This window comes from Paenibacillus sp. J31R120, assembly GCF_056269225.1.
This window is the reverse complement of the sequence record NZ_JBWDNN010000006.1, coordinates 256,791-272,328: the sequence shown is the minus strand read 5'-3', so window position 1 is coordinate 272,328 and position 15,538 is coordinate 256,791. Positions and strand designations below refer to the sequence as shown.

Sequence of the window (15,538 nt, the reverse complement as noted above, 5' to 3'; positions counted from 1 at the left end):
GTTTTCAGTCAGCCGATGTGAATTTTTAACTTTCTTATGACTTCCTGATTTTCTACGGAAACCTCCCACTTTGTCAAAATGGGAATTTGACTTATTTACGCTTAATTCCGTCAGAAAAACGCTTGCATTCAATCGGGGGAGACTGTTCCCCTCGCTTTTCGTCGCTTCCGTCTTATTCTCAACCAAATGCTTCGTTTTTAGCACAAATGTCCTTGATTGTTTCGATCTTATTAAAATTAATTAATCTGCCTTTCCCGAACAGCTGGGATCTCATGCCAGGATGCCGCGGCAATCGTCATACAACTCGCAAGAAGGGTGTCGAATATCGCGTCCCAGGATTGCGACAGGCTATAGGCATGAGCATTCCGCCCCAGCCTCTCCCTCAGTTCCTCGTCGGCAAATAGGAGCCCAAGCGCTTCAGCGAAGTTTTCCGCGTCGCCGGGACGCCTGAGCAAGCCATTCTCCCCATCTCTTACCGTATCGCGCACACCGCCTGCATCCGCCGCGATAACCGGCGTTCCGCAGGCCATTGCTTCTAGAGCGACATTGCCGAAGGTTTCAGTTGGCGAAGGAAAAAGCAGCACGTCGGCGGAGGCGTACCAGCGCTGCAGCTCCCCGGCGTCGGCGAAACCGATAAACGTAGCATTCACGCCAGCACGTTCACATCTGTCCATCAAAGCAGCGGCGGATGGTCCATCGCCCGCAATAACGAACACCGCATCCGGAGCCGACGCTCTCTGGAACATGGCAAAGGCATCAATCGCGGTCTCCATGTCCTTCTCCGGCGCCAATCTCCCGGCATAAAAGGCTAGAAAAACGTTCACGCCGATGCCGTTTCTCTCCCGATGCTCATGCCTGTTCACCAGGGGATGGAATGTCCCATGATCCACACCCCTGCTCCACAGCTTCAGCCTCGAGGGCTCCCAGCCACGGTCGATTAAGGCCAGACGAGTCGTCTCAGAAGGCGCAAATATAGCCTTACAGTCCCGATGAAACCAATTCATATACCTCCATAACAGCTTTTCCATCCATTGTAGATTGTAAAACGATAAATATTGATCGAAGTTGGTGTGGTAGGAAGCGATGAGCGGAATGTTGTATTTGCGGGCGTAGTGAATGCCGAACAGGCCTAGGTTGAACGGGGTGGCGACATGAATGAGATCAGGCTGGAAGCGGGCAAGCTCTCTTCGGATATGAGCCGGATTAGGAAGGGCAAGCCTGCATTCGGGGTAGAGGAAAAACGGCAAGCTCGCGAATCGTTCCACGGCATGTGATGGGGCAAGGGGATGAAAAGACACAGAGGGCTCCGGCGCAAATACTTTGCTGCGCACTCCCTTTGTCTCCAGGTAACAGGTCCACCTGCTTAGCGTCCGGGCTACACCATTCACATCGGGATCGTACGTATCGGTAAATATCGCGATTTTCAAATTCGCCTCTCCTCCTTGTTGTCCCGCAACCTACAGCTGCTCGCGGGCGTACTTACTTATAAGGATAGAGCGCGTATGTTTGAAACGGATTAAGAGGGTATGAAGGTAGAGTTAATTCAGAATTATTATTTCGTTAACGCTCCGGCAATAATCTTTTGTTACAATAGAAACAAGAGATGGAGTTCAGCCTGCCTACGGGAGAGAGGATGACAGCGATGCAGAGAATGATAGGTTGGATGAGAGCTAGAGAGCGAAGAATGCTAATGTGGGCGAATCGGAGGACTTCTGGCGGCAGGATGTACCAGGCGGTCGACAGATGGCTGAGCACGGTCACGCATATGGGCGGCGCTACGTTCACGCTCGTCTCCGCCCTGCTGCTTGCCTTGCTTGCACCCGCTCCCTGGAACACGGCAGGATGGCAATGCCTTGCGGCGGTTGCCATCAGTCATCTACCGGTTGCCATTGTGAAACGTAAATTCAAGAGGCTTCGTCCATACCAGGCGATGCCCGAGGTCCAGACCTGCCCGAAGCCGCTGCAGGATTCCTCATTCCCGTCCGGACATACGACAGCGATCTTCGCATGGATTGTGCCGTTGCTGCTGACCGGAGGAATCTGGACGCTGGCGTTCACGCCGGCGGCCATGATCATCGCCCTGTCCGTCGCCTGGTCGCGGATGCATCTGGGCCTGCATTATCCTTCAGACGTCGCCGCCGGAGCGATCATCGGTACGGTCACGGCTTACACCGTCTATTACTTCTGGATCTATCCGGCGGCTATCATATAGCCATCATTATTATTCATCTGTACCATCTTCATTGGAATCAGAGCTTGCGGCCGCTTCATCCCGCAGGCTTTTTTGTTTATTCTCGCGATGTTCGCGCAGCGCCTCCGAACCGATAACCACCTCTAACCGATGGATCGGCTGGCCCTTCTGCATAAATTTCATTTCGTATTCGGTAAATACGAGATCCTCACGAGGCTCGTCCTTATGCAGATGCAGCGAGATATTACGCATAACCAGCTCCATATCGGCGAAGCTGTTAAGCGAAAATTCGAACAGCGACTGGGAATCCGTCTTGAAATGAATTTCGCCGCGCTCGTTCAGAATCTCGATATATTTGGATACAAAACGCTGATGCGTCAATCTGCGGCGCGCATGCTTGCTCTTTGGCCATGGATCGCTGAAGTTCAGATAGACACGTTCCAGTTCGCCCGGAGCGAACATATTCTCGATGTCTTCAATGTTGGCGCGCAGCAGAGCCAGGTTCGGAGGCGTCTCCTCGCCCTTCTCTTCCCATGCGATACGCGCTTTCTCACTTGCTCTTCTCAGCAGCTCGTCGTACATGTCCACCCCAACGAAGTTGATATGGGGATTGCGTACGCTCATCTGGCTGATGAAACGCCCCTTGCCCATGCCTAGCTCCACATAAATGGGATTATCGTTGCCGAAAAACTCGCGCCACTTGCCGCGATGCGGCGTTGCGTCCAGCACAACCAGCTCCGGCTGTCCTTCCAAATTCTCTCGGATGCCTTTTCTACCTCTTAAACGCATATCGTTATTCTCCTCTTTTGTAGGCTAATCACATAACGTGCTTGATAAATGGTCAGTCCTTATTGTGACCAACTCTGCCCCCGTTGTAAAGCGTTTTTCTCCTAATCTCCCAACAGGAAAATGCTGCACAAAAAAGAGGCGTCTTCGCGAAGCCCTTCGTTGGCTCCTCGCGAGAAACGCCTCTTGCGATTCAGACATGTATCTCCTGCAATCAGTTCAGGAACTGGTACGAGATCGGCGCGTTGTCCTTGCCGTCCTTCTCCCATGCGTCTTCCAGCACCATATTCAGCTTCCGGCGCGCAGATACCTTCACGTCATGGTTGGCGTGGAAGTGTACGCCTGCCAGCGCCATCAGTTCCTTCACTGTCAGTTCTACGGTTACTTTCTCATCGCCATTCGGAATTTTTGTCAAATTCATCTCACATCACCTCATCGATTTATATAATCCCGTTTCCAATTAATCGACTTTTCATGTGTGCGGTTACATTTAGACTATGTCAGGTATTTTCATTGATTTGTCGCACTTTTAATATAACACATCATGTTAGGTTTTTCAAGCCTAAATTACGGTTTTCTCGCGTTAGCTTCCAGTTTTCCCGATATCCGAACGATTATTCTGTTGGCGTTGTGCAAGCATGGCTTTTCGGTCCGTTTTTCGTTAAAATGAAGGGTGAACGTTGTGGAAGAAGGGGAAATTCATGATTGATATAGGGGCGCCCGGACAACCGATGCTCTGGGCTGATAAAAGATTTCATACGTGGAATTACGAAATGAGGGAGCAATTCGGCGGCAAAGTATTCAAGGTGATGCTGGACGCCGGATTCACTTGCCCCAACCGGGACGGCAGCATCGCCAAAGGCGGCTGCACATTCTGCAGCGCACGCGGCTCGGGAGACTTCGCCGGCAGACGGCGCGACGATCTGGTGACCCAGTTCAATACGATTCGGGACCGGCAGCATCAAAAGTGGCCGGAGGCGGGTTATATCGGCTACTTCCAGGCCTATACGAATACGTATGCTCCGGTAGAGGAGCTTCGCGAGTATTACGAGGTCATTCTACAGCAGCCCGGCGTAGTGGGCTTGTCCATTGCAACTCGTCCGGACTGTCTGCCTGACGATGTCGTCGACTACTTGGCCGAGCTGAATGAGCGTACTTACCTTTGGATCGAGATGGGACTGCAGTCCGTCCATGAATCGACCTCCCAGCTTATTAACCGCGCCCATGATACGGAATGTTATCTCGACGCCGTAAGGCGTCTGCGGGAGCGGGGCATACGGGTATGCGCGCATATTATTTACGGCTTGCCGCAGGAGACTCATGAAATGATGATCGATACCTGCCGGGCAGTCGCGCGGATGGACGTGCAGGGAATCAAGATCCACCTGCTCCACTTGATGCGCAAGACGCCGATGGTAAATCAATACGAAGCGGGACTGCTGCAATTCCTGGAGCAGGACGAATATATTAAGCTGATCGTAGATTCGCTTGAGCTGCTGCCGCCGGAGATGATCGTTCATCGCCTGACCGGCGACGCACCAAGAGATCTGTTGATCGGCCCGATGTGGAGCTTGAAGAAATGGGAAGTGCTGAACGGCATCGACGCCGAGCTGCGCCGCCGCAATACGTGGCAAGGCCGGCTGTGGCAGCGGGAGGTGTAAGCGGTGGGATTCTTGTCCGTGCTAAGCATGGCCCATAAGTGGACTTCGGAGCGCGCCGGCAGCGGAGACGCCGTCATCGACGCGACAGCAGGCGGCGGCGTCGATACGCTAGCACTTGCTGAGCTGGTCGGCTCCAAAGGAGTCGTCTATTCCTTCGACATCCAGCAGTCCGCCCTTGATCGGACCCGCGAGCGGCTTGAAGCAGCGGGAGGGCTTCCTCAGGTGCAGCTTCTGCTGCAGGACCATGCGGGGATGGCGAAGGCGGTCGCGCCGGAACACACCGGCCAAATAGCCGCCATAATGTTTAATTTGGGATACCTTCCGGGCAGCGATCAAAGTATCGTGACCCAGCCAGAGTCCACGATTGAGGCGCTGCAAGCCGCGATGGGCCTGCTTCGTCCCGGAGGCATTCTGACATGCGTGCTCTACCCCGGCCATCCCGGCGGCGACCTAGAAGCCGCTGCTGTGGAAGCGTGGGCTGCAGGCTTGCCGCAGTCGCTCGGACAAGCAGTACTGTACCGCCAGCCGCAGCGAAGCGCCGCTCCCTATCTGATTGCGGTAGAGAAACGAAAAACCGTCTAGAACAACCATTCATTTCATTGTTCTGATAAACGAGAGGAGAATGTCCCCGTGGCAGTCAAAAAGCTTGAGCATATTGGCATTATGGTTAAAAATATTGAAGCATCTGTCTCCTTCTATACGGAAGTGCTTGGACTCGTCCATAAATATACGATGACACATACGAACGGCATCATTCGGCTGGCTTTTCTTGCTTTTCCCGGCCATGAAGAAACCGAGATTGAATTAATTGAAGGCTATAATGATTCGCTGCCTGCGGAAGGCAAAGTTCACCATATCGCCTTGACCGTAGATGATCTTGACGCAGAGGTCGAGCGCATCAAGGGATTGCCGGTAGAGCTGCGTGATACCGACATCACGACGTTGCCGAACGGTGCGAGGTATTTCTTCTTCTATGGTCCAGACGGCGAAATTCTGGAATTGTTCCAGCCTGGCCAACCTCTATCATTCTTTTCAAAATAGCAGTCACAGGAGGTTGCTCCATATGAGCATTAAAGCATACCCGCTTCAATTCAAAGCGGAGATGAAGGAACGGATATGGGGCGGCCGCGCCTTGGAAGACTTCGGTCTGGAGCTGCCTCCGGGCGATATCGGCGAAGGCTGGATGATCAGCGATCACCCCAACGGCATTACCCGTGTCGAGAACGGTCCGTTAAAGGGGCTTGGCCTGGATCAGATACGGGAGAAGTACGGCTGCGAGTGGCTCGGCACACGGGGCTCATCTGCTGGCAACGGTAGGTTCCCTTTATTGATCAAGCTGCTGGACTGCAATGACGATCTGTCCGTGCAGGTTCATCCCGCCGATGATTACGAAGGCTTGCCCGATGATGAGTCGGGGAAGACGGAGATGTGGTATATACTCGAGGCCAAGCCGGGAGCGAAAATCATATATGGGCTGAAGGAACACATCGATGCGCAGGCCATGGTGACAGCCATTGAAGAAGACCGGATTATGGATACGCTTCATGAAGTATCCGTCAAAGCCGGAGATGCCTTCTACATCCCTGCCGGTACGGTGCATGCACTCTGTTCTGGCGTTGTAGTAGCCGAGATTCAGCAAAACTCCGATACCACCTATCGCTTGTATGATTACGACCGTCCGGGACTGGATGGCAATCCGCGAGAGCTGCACATCAAGGATTCGCTGCAGGTCATTGCTTATCACGATGTCGGCGCCAGCCGGATGGACACATCGGATCTCCAGGCAGGGCATTGGCTGACGATAGCAGAATCGCCTTATTTTCACGTCGAGAAGGGCCTGATTAATTACAGCGAAGCAGCTGATACCTCCATAGAGAGCTTCATCATCCTGATGATTGCGGAAGGCGAGGGGCACCTGCGCTGGGGGGACGGCGAGCTGCCTGCGCGGACAGGTGACTGCTTCCTGCTCCCGGCAACACTGGGGCGTTATGAATTGTGCGGATCATTGACGGTGCTGCGATGCTCCGTTCCTGCTTCTTAAGACACGCTGAAGCAACACATACCAAAGAATAAGGACCATCCCGGCAGATTAATCTGCCGGGATGGTCCTTATTTTCGCCGTTATCAATCTTTGTTACGGTCGGACTGCGGCCGGTTCCAACGCCATCATGAACGGACGCGGCTTTGGCTTGCTTCCCTCTTGTCCAAGCGCATAGATCACCACAAGCAGCGTATGCCGGTCCCTGCGCAGCTCTCCCGTCTCCAGGAATACAGCCAGATCGAATGGCATAATCTCCAGAACAGCGTGCTTGTAAAGCTCCCGCTCGTGAAGCCCCAATGCTGCGAAGTTCCCGGAGACGATCTCCGGCGATTCGCCCAGCTTCTTCATCCAGCCGGACCATTCCTGCTTCTCCATCGTAAAGTCCCACCAGATCTTGCGCGGCTTGTAGTTATGGTTCAGGAAATAATCATATTTCATGAGACCGAGCACCGCATCCAGATCCAGCTTATCCTTGTACTCCTCCGCCAGTCCGGCCGCTTCCCCTTGGCTGACAGTTGTAAGGAAAGACCATAGCCGCGAGAACAGGTCCTCCAGCTGATGGCCGATCTTCTGCCAGCCGCGCTGCTCCCAATAATCGCCGAACAGCTGGAAGAAATCGAATGGAGACGGGAAGACGCGATCGACCAAATAAAGCAAAGTATGATCCATCCGGTGCGCATTCCAATATTTTTCCAGCACATCCTCTACCCGCTTAATGCGGACGATATCGCCGAACGGCATCAGATCGTTGCCCAGCATCTCATATGGCGCTCTGTCCATATAGATATAGCCCCACTTCTCGGCATCCAGACGCAATCCCGTTCCGCGCAGCATCTTCAGGAAGCCAAGCTGCAGCTCCTCTGGCCGCAAGGCGAATACATCATTGAACGTTCCTCTGAACGTATCGTAGTTTTCCAGCGGTAAGCCTGCAATCAAATCCAGATGCTGATCAATTTTGCCAGAATCCTTCACTTTCGTCACCGTACGGACCAGCTTGGACCAGTTCTGGCGGCGCTGAACCGCAAGATTAGTCGGATCATTGGTCGATTGGACGCCAATCTCGAAGCGGAAGATGCCGGGAGGCGCATGCTCGGCCAAATAATCGAGCACCTCCGGCCGCATGATGTCGGCCGTAATCTCGAATTGGAACACGCAGCCTTGATGGTTCTCAATGAGAAATTGGAACATCTCCAGCGCATAATCCCGCTTAATGTTAAAGGTCCGGTCCACGAACTTAATCAGCTTGGCGCCATTCTCGATCAGATATAGAATATCGGATTTCGTCCGGTCCATATCAAAGTACCGCACCCCCACCTCGATGCTGGACAAGCAAAACTGGCAGCTGAACGGACAGCCTCTGCTCGTCTCAAAATAAACAACGCGGCTGCCCAGATGAGGAATATCCTCCTTGAACCGGTGCGGAGAAGGCAGTTCATTCAGGTTAAGCTTCGGACGGCCGGGAGTAATCACAATCTCCGACTCTTCGCCTTTACGCTTGCGGTAAGCCAGCCCGAATACCATATGGAATTTTCCGTCGCCTTCAAGCTCCGTCAGCAAGTGATGGAAGGTCTCTTCCCCTTCTCCCATTACGATGAAATCGATATCCTGCAGACGCTCCATCCATTGCTCGGTATCATAGCTCACTTCCGGGCCGCCAAGGACGATACGGATGTCCGGTTTAATCTTGCGCAGCATATTGACGACGGTAATCGTCTCTTCAATATTCCAGATATAACAGGAGAAGCCGATGACATCGGGATTTCTGGAGAATAAGTCAGACACGATGTTCATCGCCGGGTCTTTAATGGTGTATTCCGCAATATCAATATCGAATTGATGCTCGCTGTATGCCTTCAGACAGCGCAGAGCGAGCGACGTATGAATAAACTTGGCGTTAAGGGTAGATAGCACGACTTTCATATGGGGATAAACCTCTCTAACTTTAGTCAGTGTGCATACGCCGCTATCCATGGGACAGCGACAAGCTGCCTTCTATTGTACCGAACTTCACGCCAAAAAAGAAGAGGCGTCCCTATTCGCCGCTTTCGGCAAGGACGTCCTCTTTTGAACTAGAATCTGGTTTTTATATAGAGCTGGTCTTTCAGCTGCAAGTCGATGACCGGATAATGAACACGCCATTTGCCTTCACCAAGCGGAGTCACTTCGTCAGAAGCGAGGCCTCTTGGTTGGAAGCTGTAATCGCGCTGGAACGAAATCGTCACCTGAATCTGCTCATCAGGCAGCATGCGATGAAGCTCATGCGCCAGATTCACCGACCATAATCTCAGCTCGCCTGCCGTCGCCGCTCCATAATAGAGATAGAAGACGGGATCGATATTAGCCGTAAATACGAGCCAGCCGTCCGCATCGCGGCGCACTTGCCAGTTCGTAATCTCAGCATTGCCCTCCAGCGTCTGCGCGACGGAAAATTCCTTTTTCATCAGCTTCTGAATCTCTTCATTCGCTACGCCTTTCAGCGAGTCCGGAAGCGGAGGCGTCAAGAATGCAGCCTTCTTCACCATATCCTCTGTCACTGATTCAACCAATTCAGCCGCGTGGAAGGCAGATACCGCAATACCGATGTTGGCCAAGGAGTTATCCATACCGGCAGTCGTAATTCCTACGAGCTCGCCGTATTCATTGAACAAGGCGCCGCCGGAGCTGCCATGGTCCGTCTGAGCATTCGTTTGAAGATAAGAAACGCCGTTCTCGAAATGATAATTGCTAATAAGTCCCGTAGAGACCGTATTCATCAAGCCTTGCGGGCTTCCGATCGCATAGACGCGATCACCCTTGCGGGCAAGATAGTCGTAGCTCAGACCAACCGGAACCAAATCCATAGGTTCTTCTGTACGCAAGATCGCCAAATCAGCTTCCTCGTCATAGGCGACGACACCCTTCACCTTGAACTCGTCATAATAGATCGAATTCGCAATAGCGGAAGTTGCGTCGAAGATGACATGATAATTGGTCAAAATCAAATCCTCGCCAATAACCACACCGCTGCCCAGCCCTTTGTTCGTCATGATCATCATGACGCTTTCGTCAAACAAATCAACAATTTGGGTGGAGGACAGCTTGTCTTCTTCGCGATAGACCGCTCCCGTTTCTTCTTCCTCCTCATACTTCTCCAATTGCTGATAATACCAGCTTTTCACCTTAATGGCGTTGGCAGCCTTATCCCACTCCACCTTAGCTTCCAGCTTCTCGGCGATGAAGCGGAGCGGAACATAGACGACGTTGTTTTGAGTTGTTGCCGCTGCATCCATCTTCACCGTCTTGCCGTTCACAATCGCTTCCTTCTGCCCGATTGCCAATGTAATCGTGAGCGTACTGCTGCGGATAATGACCGTCTGCGACTTCTTCTCATAGACCGAAGAAGCCTCCAGTGCATTCAGCAAATCCGTCAAGGGAGCAAGCGTTACGCCGTTTTCTTTGTAGATAGGTGCCGACAGCTTAAGCTGCTTTCCATCCACCCATAGTTGAATCGATGCCGTCGTCTCCTTGGCGGAGCTGGCAGCAGCCGCAACGTCCGTCGTTACAGCAGAAACGGGCGCCAGCAGCAAGCCTGCAACCAGCAGGGAGCTGGCTACAGCCTTATATCCTAGCTTCTTCATCTAGTTCTCCACGTCCTCCCATATTCACCTAGAAACATATACCAGATCATCCTATCATGTTGATCGGCACGTGTCTATGAAATGATAATAGAGTTCATAGAGAAAAACCGGGGCCTGCCCCGGCTTCAAATATCCTTGATCATACGGGTATATGAACTGCCGCCAACATCCAGCAAACCGTCCTCCCGATACCCTAGCTTCTTGTACAGCGCACGTGCGCGGTCATTGTATTGCTCGACAATCAGAGACAATCGGGCACAGCCGGCTTCAGCACCTCTTTGCTCGAACGCTCCGATCAATGCTTTCGCAATACCCTGACCCTGATAGCGTTCATCTACCGCAACAGCATCGAGATAGAAGTCGCCCGGACGGCACTCCGGTACGAGCGCTTTCGCCGCTTCCGGTCCGTGATCGCGCGCAAGCCTGTCGCGTATCGGTTGATCCAGCCGATCAGCCTCATCTCCTGAGTAACAAATCAGCATGCCTGCTATAGCGCCATCACGCTGGTCTACAATAATATTGCGATAGCTCAGCCGGTTATCCTCTTGCCGGATAGCATCGGCCAGTATGCGCCATGTCTCCTCCTCATCGCGGGTGCCTGACAGTGTGTATGCAATGGAATCGATGGCTGACAGCATTAACGGCATAATTCTATCCGCATCTTGTGGTGTCGCTTGATTAATCATGTGTGAACCCCTTTCTTCTGGCATAGGTTGCCCAAAACTAAAAAAAAGCCCGGAGACGTTCGTCCGTCTCCAAGCCTGTTCTTGTTATTCAGCTGGCGCCGTAAACGAGCGGCCTGCGAATTCCGTATCCAGCATATAAAACGCGTTGCTGTCCTTATCGATCCGCTTAAGCTTGTTAATAATGCTGTCGAACAATGCTTCCTCTTCCACCTGCTCATCGATAAACCACTTCAGGAAGTTGATCGTCGCATGCTCGCGATCATTCATCGCAAGATCGGATAAGTGATAGAAGCGCTCCGTATTTTGTTGTTCGTGCTTGTAGCCTTGCTCGAAGGCATGCAGCACGGAATCGTAATCGTTGTTTGGCTCAGGCAGCGCATCAAGCGTCGCGCGGCGTCCCCGGTCATTCAGGAACTTGTATATTTTCATAGCGTGGAACCGTTCTTCCTCAGCTTGTACAATAAAGAAATTAGCGAAACCATCCAGGCTATCACCGGAGCAATAAGCTGCCATGGCAAGATACACATGAGCGGAGTAGAACTCGAAGTTCATTTGTTCGTTAAGCGCTTTGGCTAGAGAATCTTTCATAAATGTGCACCTCTTCTTTTCTTATTTATACTTATTCTAACATAAAAGAAAGAGGCGGCATATGGCCGCCCTTTCTAAATCCACCACTATTATGGCTAACCGATCATTTTTTTCAATCGCTTATAAAGCAAATCCGGTGTTGGCGCGCTTATCGTTTTGGATTTCACTACAACGAAGCATTCCATCTTGCAGGTTTTGCAATTGCCCAGACAATCGCTTTTCTTGCGCTTAATGTCGGGATAGTTCTCCTTCATCGCCTTGTACAGAGACTTGGAGCCGTTTTTCAAATTACGCCTGCAATACTTGATCTTCTTCATAGGTCACCCCGCGCCGCTTTGTCCTTACTGATCATCGTTCTCACAGTTATGATAATCATTATCAATGAGATTGTCAAGAAACAAGCCTTAAAATTGGCGATGACTTTAGCTTATGTCGGTGGTTCAAGCAAAACAGCCTCATACGCTCTTCCTTCCTTAAGTTGTACTCCTTCTGCATGGTTCATTCATTTTCCTTTGCCTTCGCATCCTCATCAGCCAATGAACAACAAAAGTCCGAACCGGCGCTCACCGCCGAATTCGGACTTCTGATTTTTCGAGACTTGTGCTCTCCCCTTACTTGGAGAGGCCTTGCAGCACCTCAATGCCTTTATCCAGCTGCGTATCTTCCTTCGCCAGCTTCTCGCGGAGCAGCTCAACAAGCCTGTAGCCTGTCTTGTCGTTGAACACGCCGGTTGCTTCCAGCTCTTCAGCGCTCTGGAAAGCCTTGAGTGCCGCTTCGGTCTGCTCGTCGAAGACGCCTTCCTTGCCAAGCGGACCATAGCCCAGCTCACGCAACATTATTTGGAGTGTGATGACATTGTCCCCGTAGCTTCCCTTCTGCATCTTCGATCCTGTGGCGAGCGGTCTGACCTTCGCATATTCAGGCAGCGATACCTCATAATCCGGAGCGACGCCTTGCTTGTTAATCCATGTCCCGCCCGGTGTCTTCCATTGCGCTTCTGTCAGGCTCAGCACAGATCCATCGGGAAATTCCCTGAACGCTTGAACGACGCCTTTGCCGTATGTCGTCTCTCCTACAACTTGCGCTCCGGCAGATTCCTTCAATGCTGCCGCCATCACTTCGCTGGCACTTGCGGATTGTCCGTTCACCAGCACAGTGATTGGAACCTTCCACTCTTTCTCCTGATGGGACAAGAAGCTGACCGTCTGGCGCTCATTTTTGTAGACCACATCCAATATTTTCTTATCCTTCGGGATAAGAACGCTGGCGATCTCGATTGTAGACGTCAACAGCCCGCCCGGATTGGAGCGCATATCAAGCAAGAGCCCCTTCAGTGGTCCTTCCTCTTCCAGCTTGGCAAGCTCCTCCTTGAATTCCTTCGCCGTATTCTCGGCAAACCGGCTAATCGTAATATGACCGACACCGTCATTCAGCCGCTCCGCCGACACCGTATGAACTGGAATAGGGGCACGCTTCAGCGTAATATCTAACGGCCCTTCTTCGCTTGGGCGCTGGATCTTGAGCGTCACGGAGCTGCCCTCCTCGCCGCGCACGAGACCAAGCAGCTCCTGGAACGACAAGCCCTTGACCTCCTTGCCGTCAACCGCAAGAATGACATCGCCTGCCAGGACGCCACCGCGCTCCGCAGGCGTATCCTTAATGACCGAAGTAATGACGTACTGCTCTTCTTCCTTCCTCATGTTGGCGCCGATGCCATAAAACTCGCCTTCATAAGACTGGGTATAGGCCTCTCCCTGCTCTCCAACCAAATATTGTGAGAACGGGTCCTCAAGCGAAGCGACCATACCGCGGGCAGCGCCGTTGATCAAATCCTCCGGCTCCGCTCCTTCCAGATAGTCGTTCAATATTTTCGTATAGGAAGCATTAAATTGCTTAAATGTAGGCTCCTTCAAAATCGGGTAGCGCATCGAAACCGATAGCGATCCGAAAATGTATCCGATAATAAGCAGTGCAAATACGCCGATGACGTATATGAATCCCGATTTCTTTTTGACTGGTGCTTCGCTGTAATGATCCATTCGATTATCTCCTTGTATGTAAGCTGGATTTTCGCTACAATCAACTTTATTGTGAATGCTGTGACGGCAACAGAGAGGAGCTACCGCTAGTATGTATAAGCTGATTGCTATTGATGTGGACGACACGTTGTTAAGCGATAATTTGACGGTATCGGAAGGCACACGCTTGGCGATGGCCTCCGCAATCGAGATGGGCGTGACGGTAACGCTGGCTACCGGCCGCATGTTCGCTTCCGCTCAGAAGATTGCGAAAGGCATTAATCTTAATGTACCTATTATCACGTATCAAGGTGCTCTCGTCAAAACGCTGCTGGATGGACAAGTTCTGTATGAGCGTTCCGTGCCGGCGGATGCGGCGAAGGAGCTGTACGGCTACTGCAAGAAGCATGGCCTTCATCTTCAGTCCTATGTGAATGACGAGTTGTACGGCACTGAGGACAATGACCGGATCAAAGCCTATTCCAAACTATCCAATATTCCGTATTTAATTGAACCGGATTTTGCCAAGCTCATCGATCAACCAACGAACAAGATGCTGATGATTGACGAGCCCGACCGTCTGGACGAAATTGCAATCGAACTTCAAGCGCTGATCGGCGACCGGGTTCATATTACGAAGTCGAAAGCCCACTATCTGGAGTTCATGCACAAAGAGGGCACGAAAGGCCATGCGCTGAAGCATATGGCCGAGCATATCGGCTGCACAATGGAGGAGACGATTGCAATCGGCGACGCATGGAACGACCGTGAAATGATCCAAGCTGCCGGTCTTGGTGTCGCGATGGGCAATGCTGTCCCCATGCTGAAGGAGATCGCCGATTATGTGACGTTGTCCAACAATGAAGATGGCGTCAAGCATGTCATCGAGAAATTTATATTCAATCGCTGACGAACATCACAATCAGCCCTGCGGCTTTGGACCGCAGGGCTGATTGTGCAAGGAGGGATGAACATGAGCGACCAATGTCCGCTCTGTGGAAGCGGCAACCGCTGCGCGGCCCTGTTGGACGAGAATCCACGGGATTGCTGGTGCTTTCATGCCGCTATCCCGAAGGAGCTTCTTGCTCGTATACCCGTAGAGGCAAGGGGCAAGTCATGCGTATGCGAAAGCTGCGTCCGCGCTTACCGGATGGAAGAAGCTAAAACCTGACCTATTGACTCTTCTTGTCCGCTTAGAGACGGTAATTGCATGAACAAAAAGGACTTCCAGCAGCAGATCAATCCTGCTTGAAGTCCTTACGTCCATCTCATTAATGGGCAGTCCGAAACGTCTAGCATCGCACAGCTAACAATCTGTCCGCAGTTACCCTACGACACAGCCTTGCGATCGCGTTTGCACTCGGTGCCTTGGCATTCCTTGTAATTGCCCGTGAAGTCAAGCCGGTGATCCAATACTTTGAAGCCGTATTCGCGCTCCAGCCGCTCCTCCAGCTCCGTCAGCCAGTCTTCCTTGATTTCCTCAAGCGCACCGCACTTCTGGCAAATCAGGTGATGATGCATATGCTCATGGTCTTCGCCGCGCAGGTCAAAGCGGGCAACGCCGTCCCCGAAGTTCATCTTCGCCACAATCTGCAGCTCCGCAAGCAGCTCCAATGTACGATAGACCGTTGCAAGTCCGATCTCCGGGAATTTTTCCTTTACAAGCATATAGACATCCTCTGCGCTTAGATGCTCCTGCTCGTTCTCCAGAAGAACCCGCACTATAATTTCACGCTGGGTCGTCAGCTTATAGCCATTTTCCATTAAGCTTCGTTTGATTTTATCTATCTCAGCCGAGACGTTCATCTTATCGCACCTCCATTGTTGGTATCGCAAGCGATCTATAGAAGGCCCGCCGCAATACGGCAGGCGCCAGAAATTTAGAATTATTCTAATCTAATGGTATTCGATTTTGCCCAAGAATGCAATAACCGATTGATTGCCTTCTTT

17 protein-coding genes are annotated in these 15,538 nt (G+C 51.9%); 7 read left to right on the top strand and 10 right to left on the bottom strand.

Translation table 11 applies throughout. From position 1 onward, the window contains the following. Nucleotides 1–236 precede the first annotated feature (236 nt). Nucleotides 237–1,427, bottom strand: coding sequence for a glycosyltransferase family 4 protein (locus tag AC0YNW_RS21810; protein WP_475833734.1), 1,191 nt, complete (start codon nt 1,425–1,427; stop codon nt 237–239). 215 nt (nt 1,428–1,642) lie between these two features. Here AC0YNW_RS21810 and AC0YNW_RS21805 point away from each other — a divergent pair, with 215 nt between their 5' ends. After that, nucleotides 1,643–2,212 carry a phosphatase PAP2 family protein gene (locus tag AC0YNW_RS21805; RefSeq protein WP_475833733.1) on the top strand — a complete coding sequence of 190 codons (570 nt, stop codon included), beginning with the start codon at nt 1,643–1,645 and terminating at the stop codon, nt 2,210–2,212. A 9-nt stretch (nt 2,213–2,221) separates the two neighbouring features. Here AC0YNW_RS21805 and trmB read toward each other — a convergent pair whose 3' ends face one another. Further along, nucleotides 2,222–2,980, bottom strand: a complete 759-nt coding sequence (trmB, locus tag AC0YNW_RS21800) for a tRNA (guanosine(46)-N7)-methyltransferase TrmB (RefSeq protein ID WP_475833732.1) — start codon at nt 2,978–2,980, stop codon at nt 2,222–2,224. Nucleotides 2,981–3,191: 211 nt separating this feature from the next. Further along, entirely contained in the window at nt 3,192–3,398 is a 207-nt protein-coding gene (locus AC0YNW_RS21795; protein WP_120108160.1) for a hypothetical protein, read from the bottom strand. A gap of 280 nt (nt 3,399–3,678) precedes the next feature. Here AC0YNW_RS21795 and mnmL point away from each other — a divergent pair, with 280 nt between their 5' ends. Genes mnmL through AC0YNW_RS21775 form a run of 4 tightly spaced genes read left to right on the top strand, consistent with a single transcriptional unit; the run spans nt 3,679 to nt 6,679 of the window. Beyond that, a complete protein-coding gene (gene mnmL, locus AC0YNW_RS21790) occupies nt 3,679–4,638 on the top strand; it encodes a tRNA modification radical SAM protein MnmL/YtqA (RefSeq protein ID WP_475833731.1) in 960 nt (319 codons plus the stop codon). 3 nt (nt 4,639–4,641) lie between these two features. Then, entirely contained in the window at nt 4,642–5,220 is a 579-nt protein-coding gene (gene mnmM / locus AC0YNW_RS21785) for a tRNA 5-(aminomethyl)-2-thiouridylate-methyltransferase MnmM (RefSeq protein WP_475833730.1), read from the top strand. A 48-nt stretch (nt 5,221–5,268) separates the two neighbouring features. Then, nucleotides 5,269–5,679, top strand: a complete 411-nt coding sequence (locus AC0YNW_RS21780) for a VOC family protein (RefSeq protein WP_475833729.1) — start codon at nt 5,269–5,271, stop codon at nt 5,677–5,679. Nucleotides 5,680–5,701: 22 nt separating this feature from the next. Beyond that, nucleotides 5,702–6,679 (top strand): type I phosphomannose isomerase catalytic subunit, encoded by a 978-nt coding sequence (locus AC0YNW_RS21775; RefSeq protein ID WP_475833728.1) that lies wholly within the window; start codon nt 5,702–5,704, stop codon nt 6,677–6,679. A 93-nt stretch (nt 6,680–6,772) separates the two neighbouring features. Here the strand turns inward: AC0YNW_RS21775 and AC0YNW_RS21770 are convergent, their stop codons facing one another. The 6 genes from AC0YNW_RS21770 to AC0YNW_RS21745 all read right to left on the bottom strand — a co-directional run bounded on the left by AC0YNW_RS21770 (nt 6,773) and on the right by AC0YNW_RS21745 (nt 13,609). Further along, on the bottom strand, nt 6,773–8,599 hold the full coding sequence (locus AC0YNW_RS21770; protein WP_475833727.1) for a B12-binding domain-containing radical SAM protein: 1,827 nt from the start codon (nt 8,597–8,599) through the stop codon (nt 6,773–6,775). Nucleotides 8,600–8,748: 149 nt separating this feature from the next. Continuing rightward, the gene (locus AC0YNW_RS21765) at nt 8,749–10,296 is read right to left on the bottom strand and encodes a trypsin-like peptidase domain-containing protein (protein WP_475833726.1); all 1,548 of its coding nucleotides are present in this window, start codon (nt 10,294–10,296) and stop codon (nt 8,749–8,751) included. Between the two features lie 125 nt (nt 10,297–10,421). Continuing rightward, on the bottom strand, nt 10,422–10,982 hold the full coding sequence (locus AC0YNW_RS21760) for a GNAT family N-acetyltransferase (RefSeq protein ID WP_475833725.1): 561 nt from the start codon (nt 10,980–10,982) through the stop codon (nt 10,422–10,424). A gap of 84 nt (nt 10,983–11,066) precedes the next feature. Then, nucleotides 11,067–11,570, bottom strand: coding sequence for a ferritin (locus AC0YNW_RS21755; protein ID WP_475833724.1), 504 nt, complete (start codon nt 11,568–11,570; stop codon nt 11,067–11,069). Between the two features lie 95 nt (nt 11,571–11,665). Beyond that, nucleotides 11,666–11,887, bottom strand: a complete 222-nt coding sequence (locus AC0YNW_RS21750) for a DUF1450 domain-containing protein (protein WP_120108175.1) — start codon at nt 11,885–11,887, stop codon at nt 11,666–11,668. A gap of 294 nt (nt 11,888–12,181) precedes the next feature. Beyond that, on the bottom strand, nt 12,182–13,609 hold the full coding sequence (locus AC0YNW_RS21745; RefSeq protein WP_475833723.1) for a S41 family peptidase: 1,428 nt from the start codon (nt 13,607–13,609) through the stop codon (nt 12,182–12,184). A gap of 91 nt (nt 13,610–13,700) precedes the next feature. Between AC0YNW_RS21745 and AC0YNW_RS21740 the strand changes: the two genes are divergently transcribed. Further along, on the top strand, nt 13,701–14,498 hold the full coding sequence (locus tag AC0YNW_RS21740; protein WP_475833722.1) for a Cof-type HAD-IIB family hydrolase: 798 nt from the start codon (nt 13,701–13,703) through the stop codon (nt 14,496–14,498). A gap of 63 nt (nt 14,499–14,561) precedes the next feature. Next, nucleotides 14,562–14,759, top strand: a complete 198-nt coding sequence (locus tag AC0YNW_RS21735) for a cysteine-rich CWC family protein (RefSeq protein WP_387476578.1) — start codon at nt 14,562–14,564, stop codon at nt 14,757–14,759. 158 nt (nt 14,760–14,917) lie between these two features. Here the strand turns inward: AC0YNW_RS21735 and fur are convergent, their stop codons facing one another. Then, complete coding sequence (gene fur, locus AC0YNW_RS21730; protein ID WP_387476580.1) at nt 14,918–15,394, bottom strand: ferric iron uptake transcriptional regulator; 477 nt, start codon at nt 15,392–15,394, stop codon at nt 14,918–14,920. Nucleotides 15,395–15,538 lie beyond the last annotated feature (144 nt).

Coding starts and splice junctions, on each gene's coding strand:
- AC0YNW_RS21755 (WP_475833724.1), bottom strand. CDS start 11,570: ATGAAAGATTCTCTAGCCAAAGCGCTTAACGAACAAATGAACTTCGAG.
- trmB (WP_475833732.1), bottom strand. CDS start 2,980: ATGCGTTTAAGAGGTAGAAAAGGCATCCGAGAGAATTTGGAAGGACAG.
- AC0YNW_RS21765 (WP_475833726.1), bottom strand. CDS start 10,296: ATGAAGAAGCTAGGATATAAGGCTGTAGCCAGCTCCCTGCTGGTTGCA.
- AC0YNW_RS21735 (WP_387476578.1), top strand. CDS start 14,562: ATGAGCGACCAATGTCCGCTCTGTGGAAGCGGCAACCGCTGCGCGGCC.
- mnmL (WP_475833731.1), top strand. CDS start 3,679: ATGATTGATATAGGGGCGCCCGGACAACCGATGCTCTGGGCTGATAAA.
- AC0YNW_RS21805 (WP_475833733.1), top strand. CDS start 1,643: ATGCAGAGAATGATAGGTTGGATGAGAGCTAGAGAGCGAAGAATGCTA.
- AC0YNW_RS21770 (WP_475833727.1), bottom strand. CDS start 8,599: ATGAAAGTCGTGCTATCTACCCTTAACGCCAAGTTTATTCATACGTCG.
- fur (WP_387476580.1), bottom strand. CDS start 15,394: ATGAACGTCTCGGCTGAGATAGATAAAATCAAACGAAGCTTAATGGAA.
- AC0YNW_RS21745 (WP_475833723.1), bottom strand. CDS start 13,609: ATGGATCATTACAGCGAAGCACCAGTCAAAAAGAAATCGGGATTCATA.
- AC0YNW_RS21795 (WP_120108160.1), bottom strand. CDS start 3,398: ATGAATTTGACAAAAATTCCGAATGGCGATGAGAAAGTAACCGTAGAA.
- AC0YNW_RS21750 (WP_120108175.1), bottom strand. CDS start 11,887: ATGAAGAAGATCAAGTATTGCAGGCGTAATTTGAAAAACGGCTCCAAG.
- AC0YNW_RS21760 (WP_475833725.1), bottom strand. CDS start 10,982: ATGATTAATCAAGCGACACCACAAGATGCGGATAGAATTATGCCGTTA.
- AC0YNW_RS21775 (WP_475833728.1), top strand. CDS start 5,702: ATGAGCATTAAAGCATACCCGCTTCAATTCAAAGCGGAGATGAAGGAA.
- AC0YNW_RS21740 (WP_475833722.1), top strand. CDS start 13,701: ATGTATAAGCTGATTGCTATTGATGTGGACGACACGTTGTTAAGCGAT.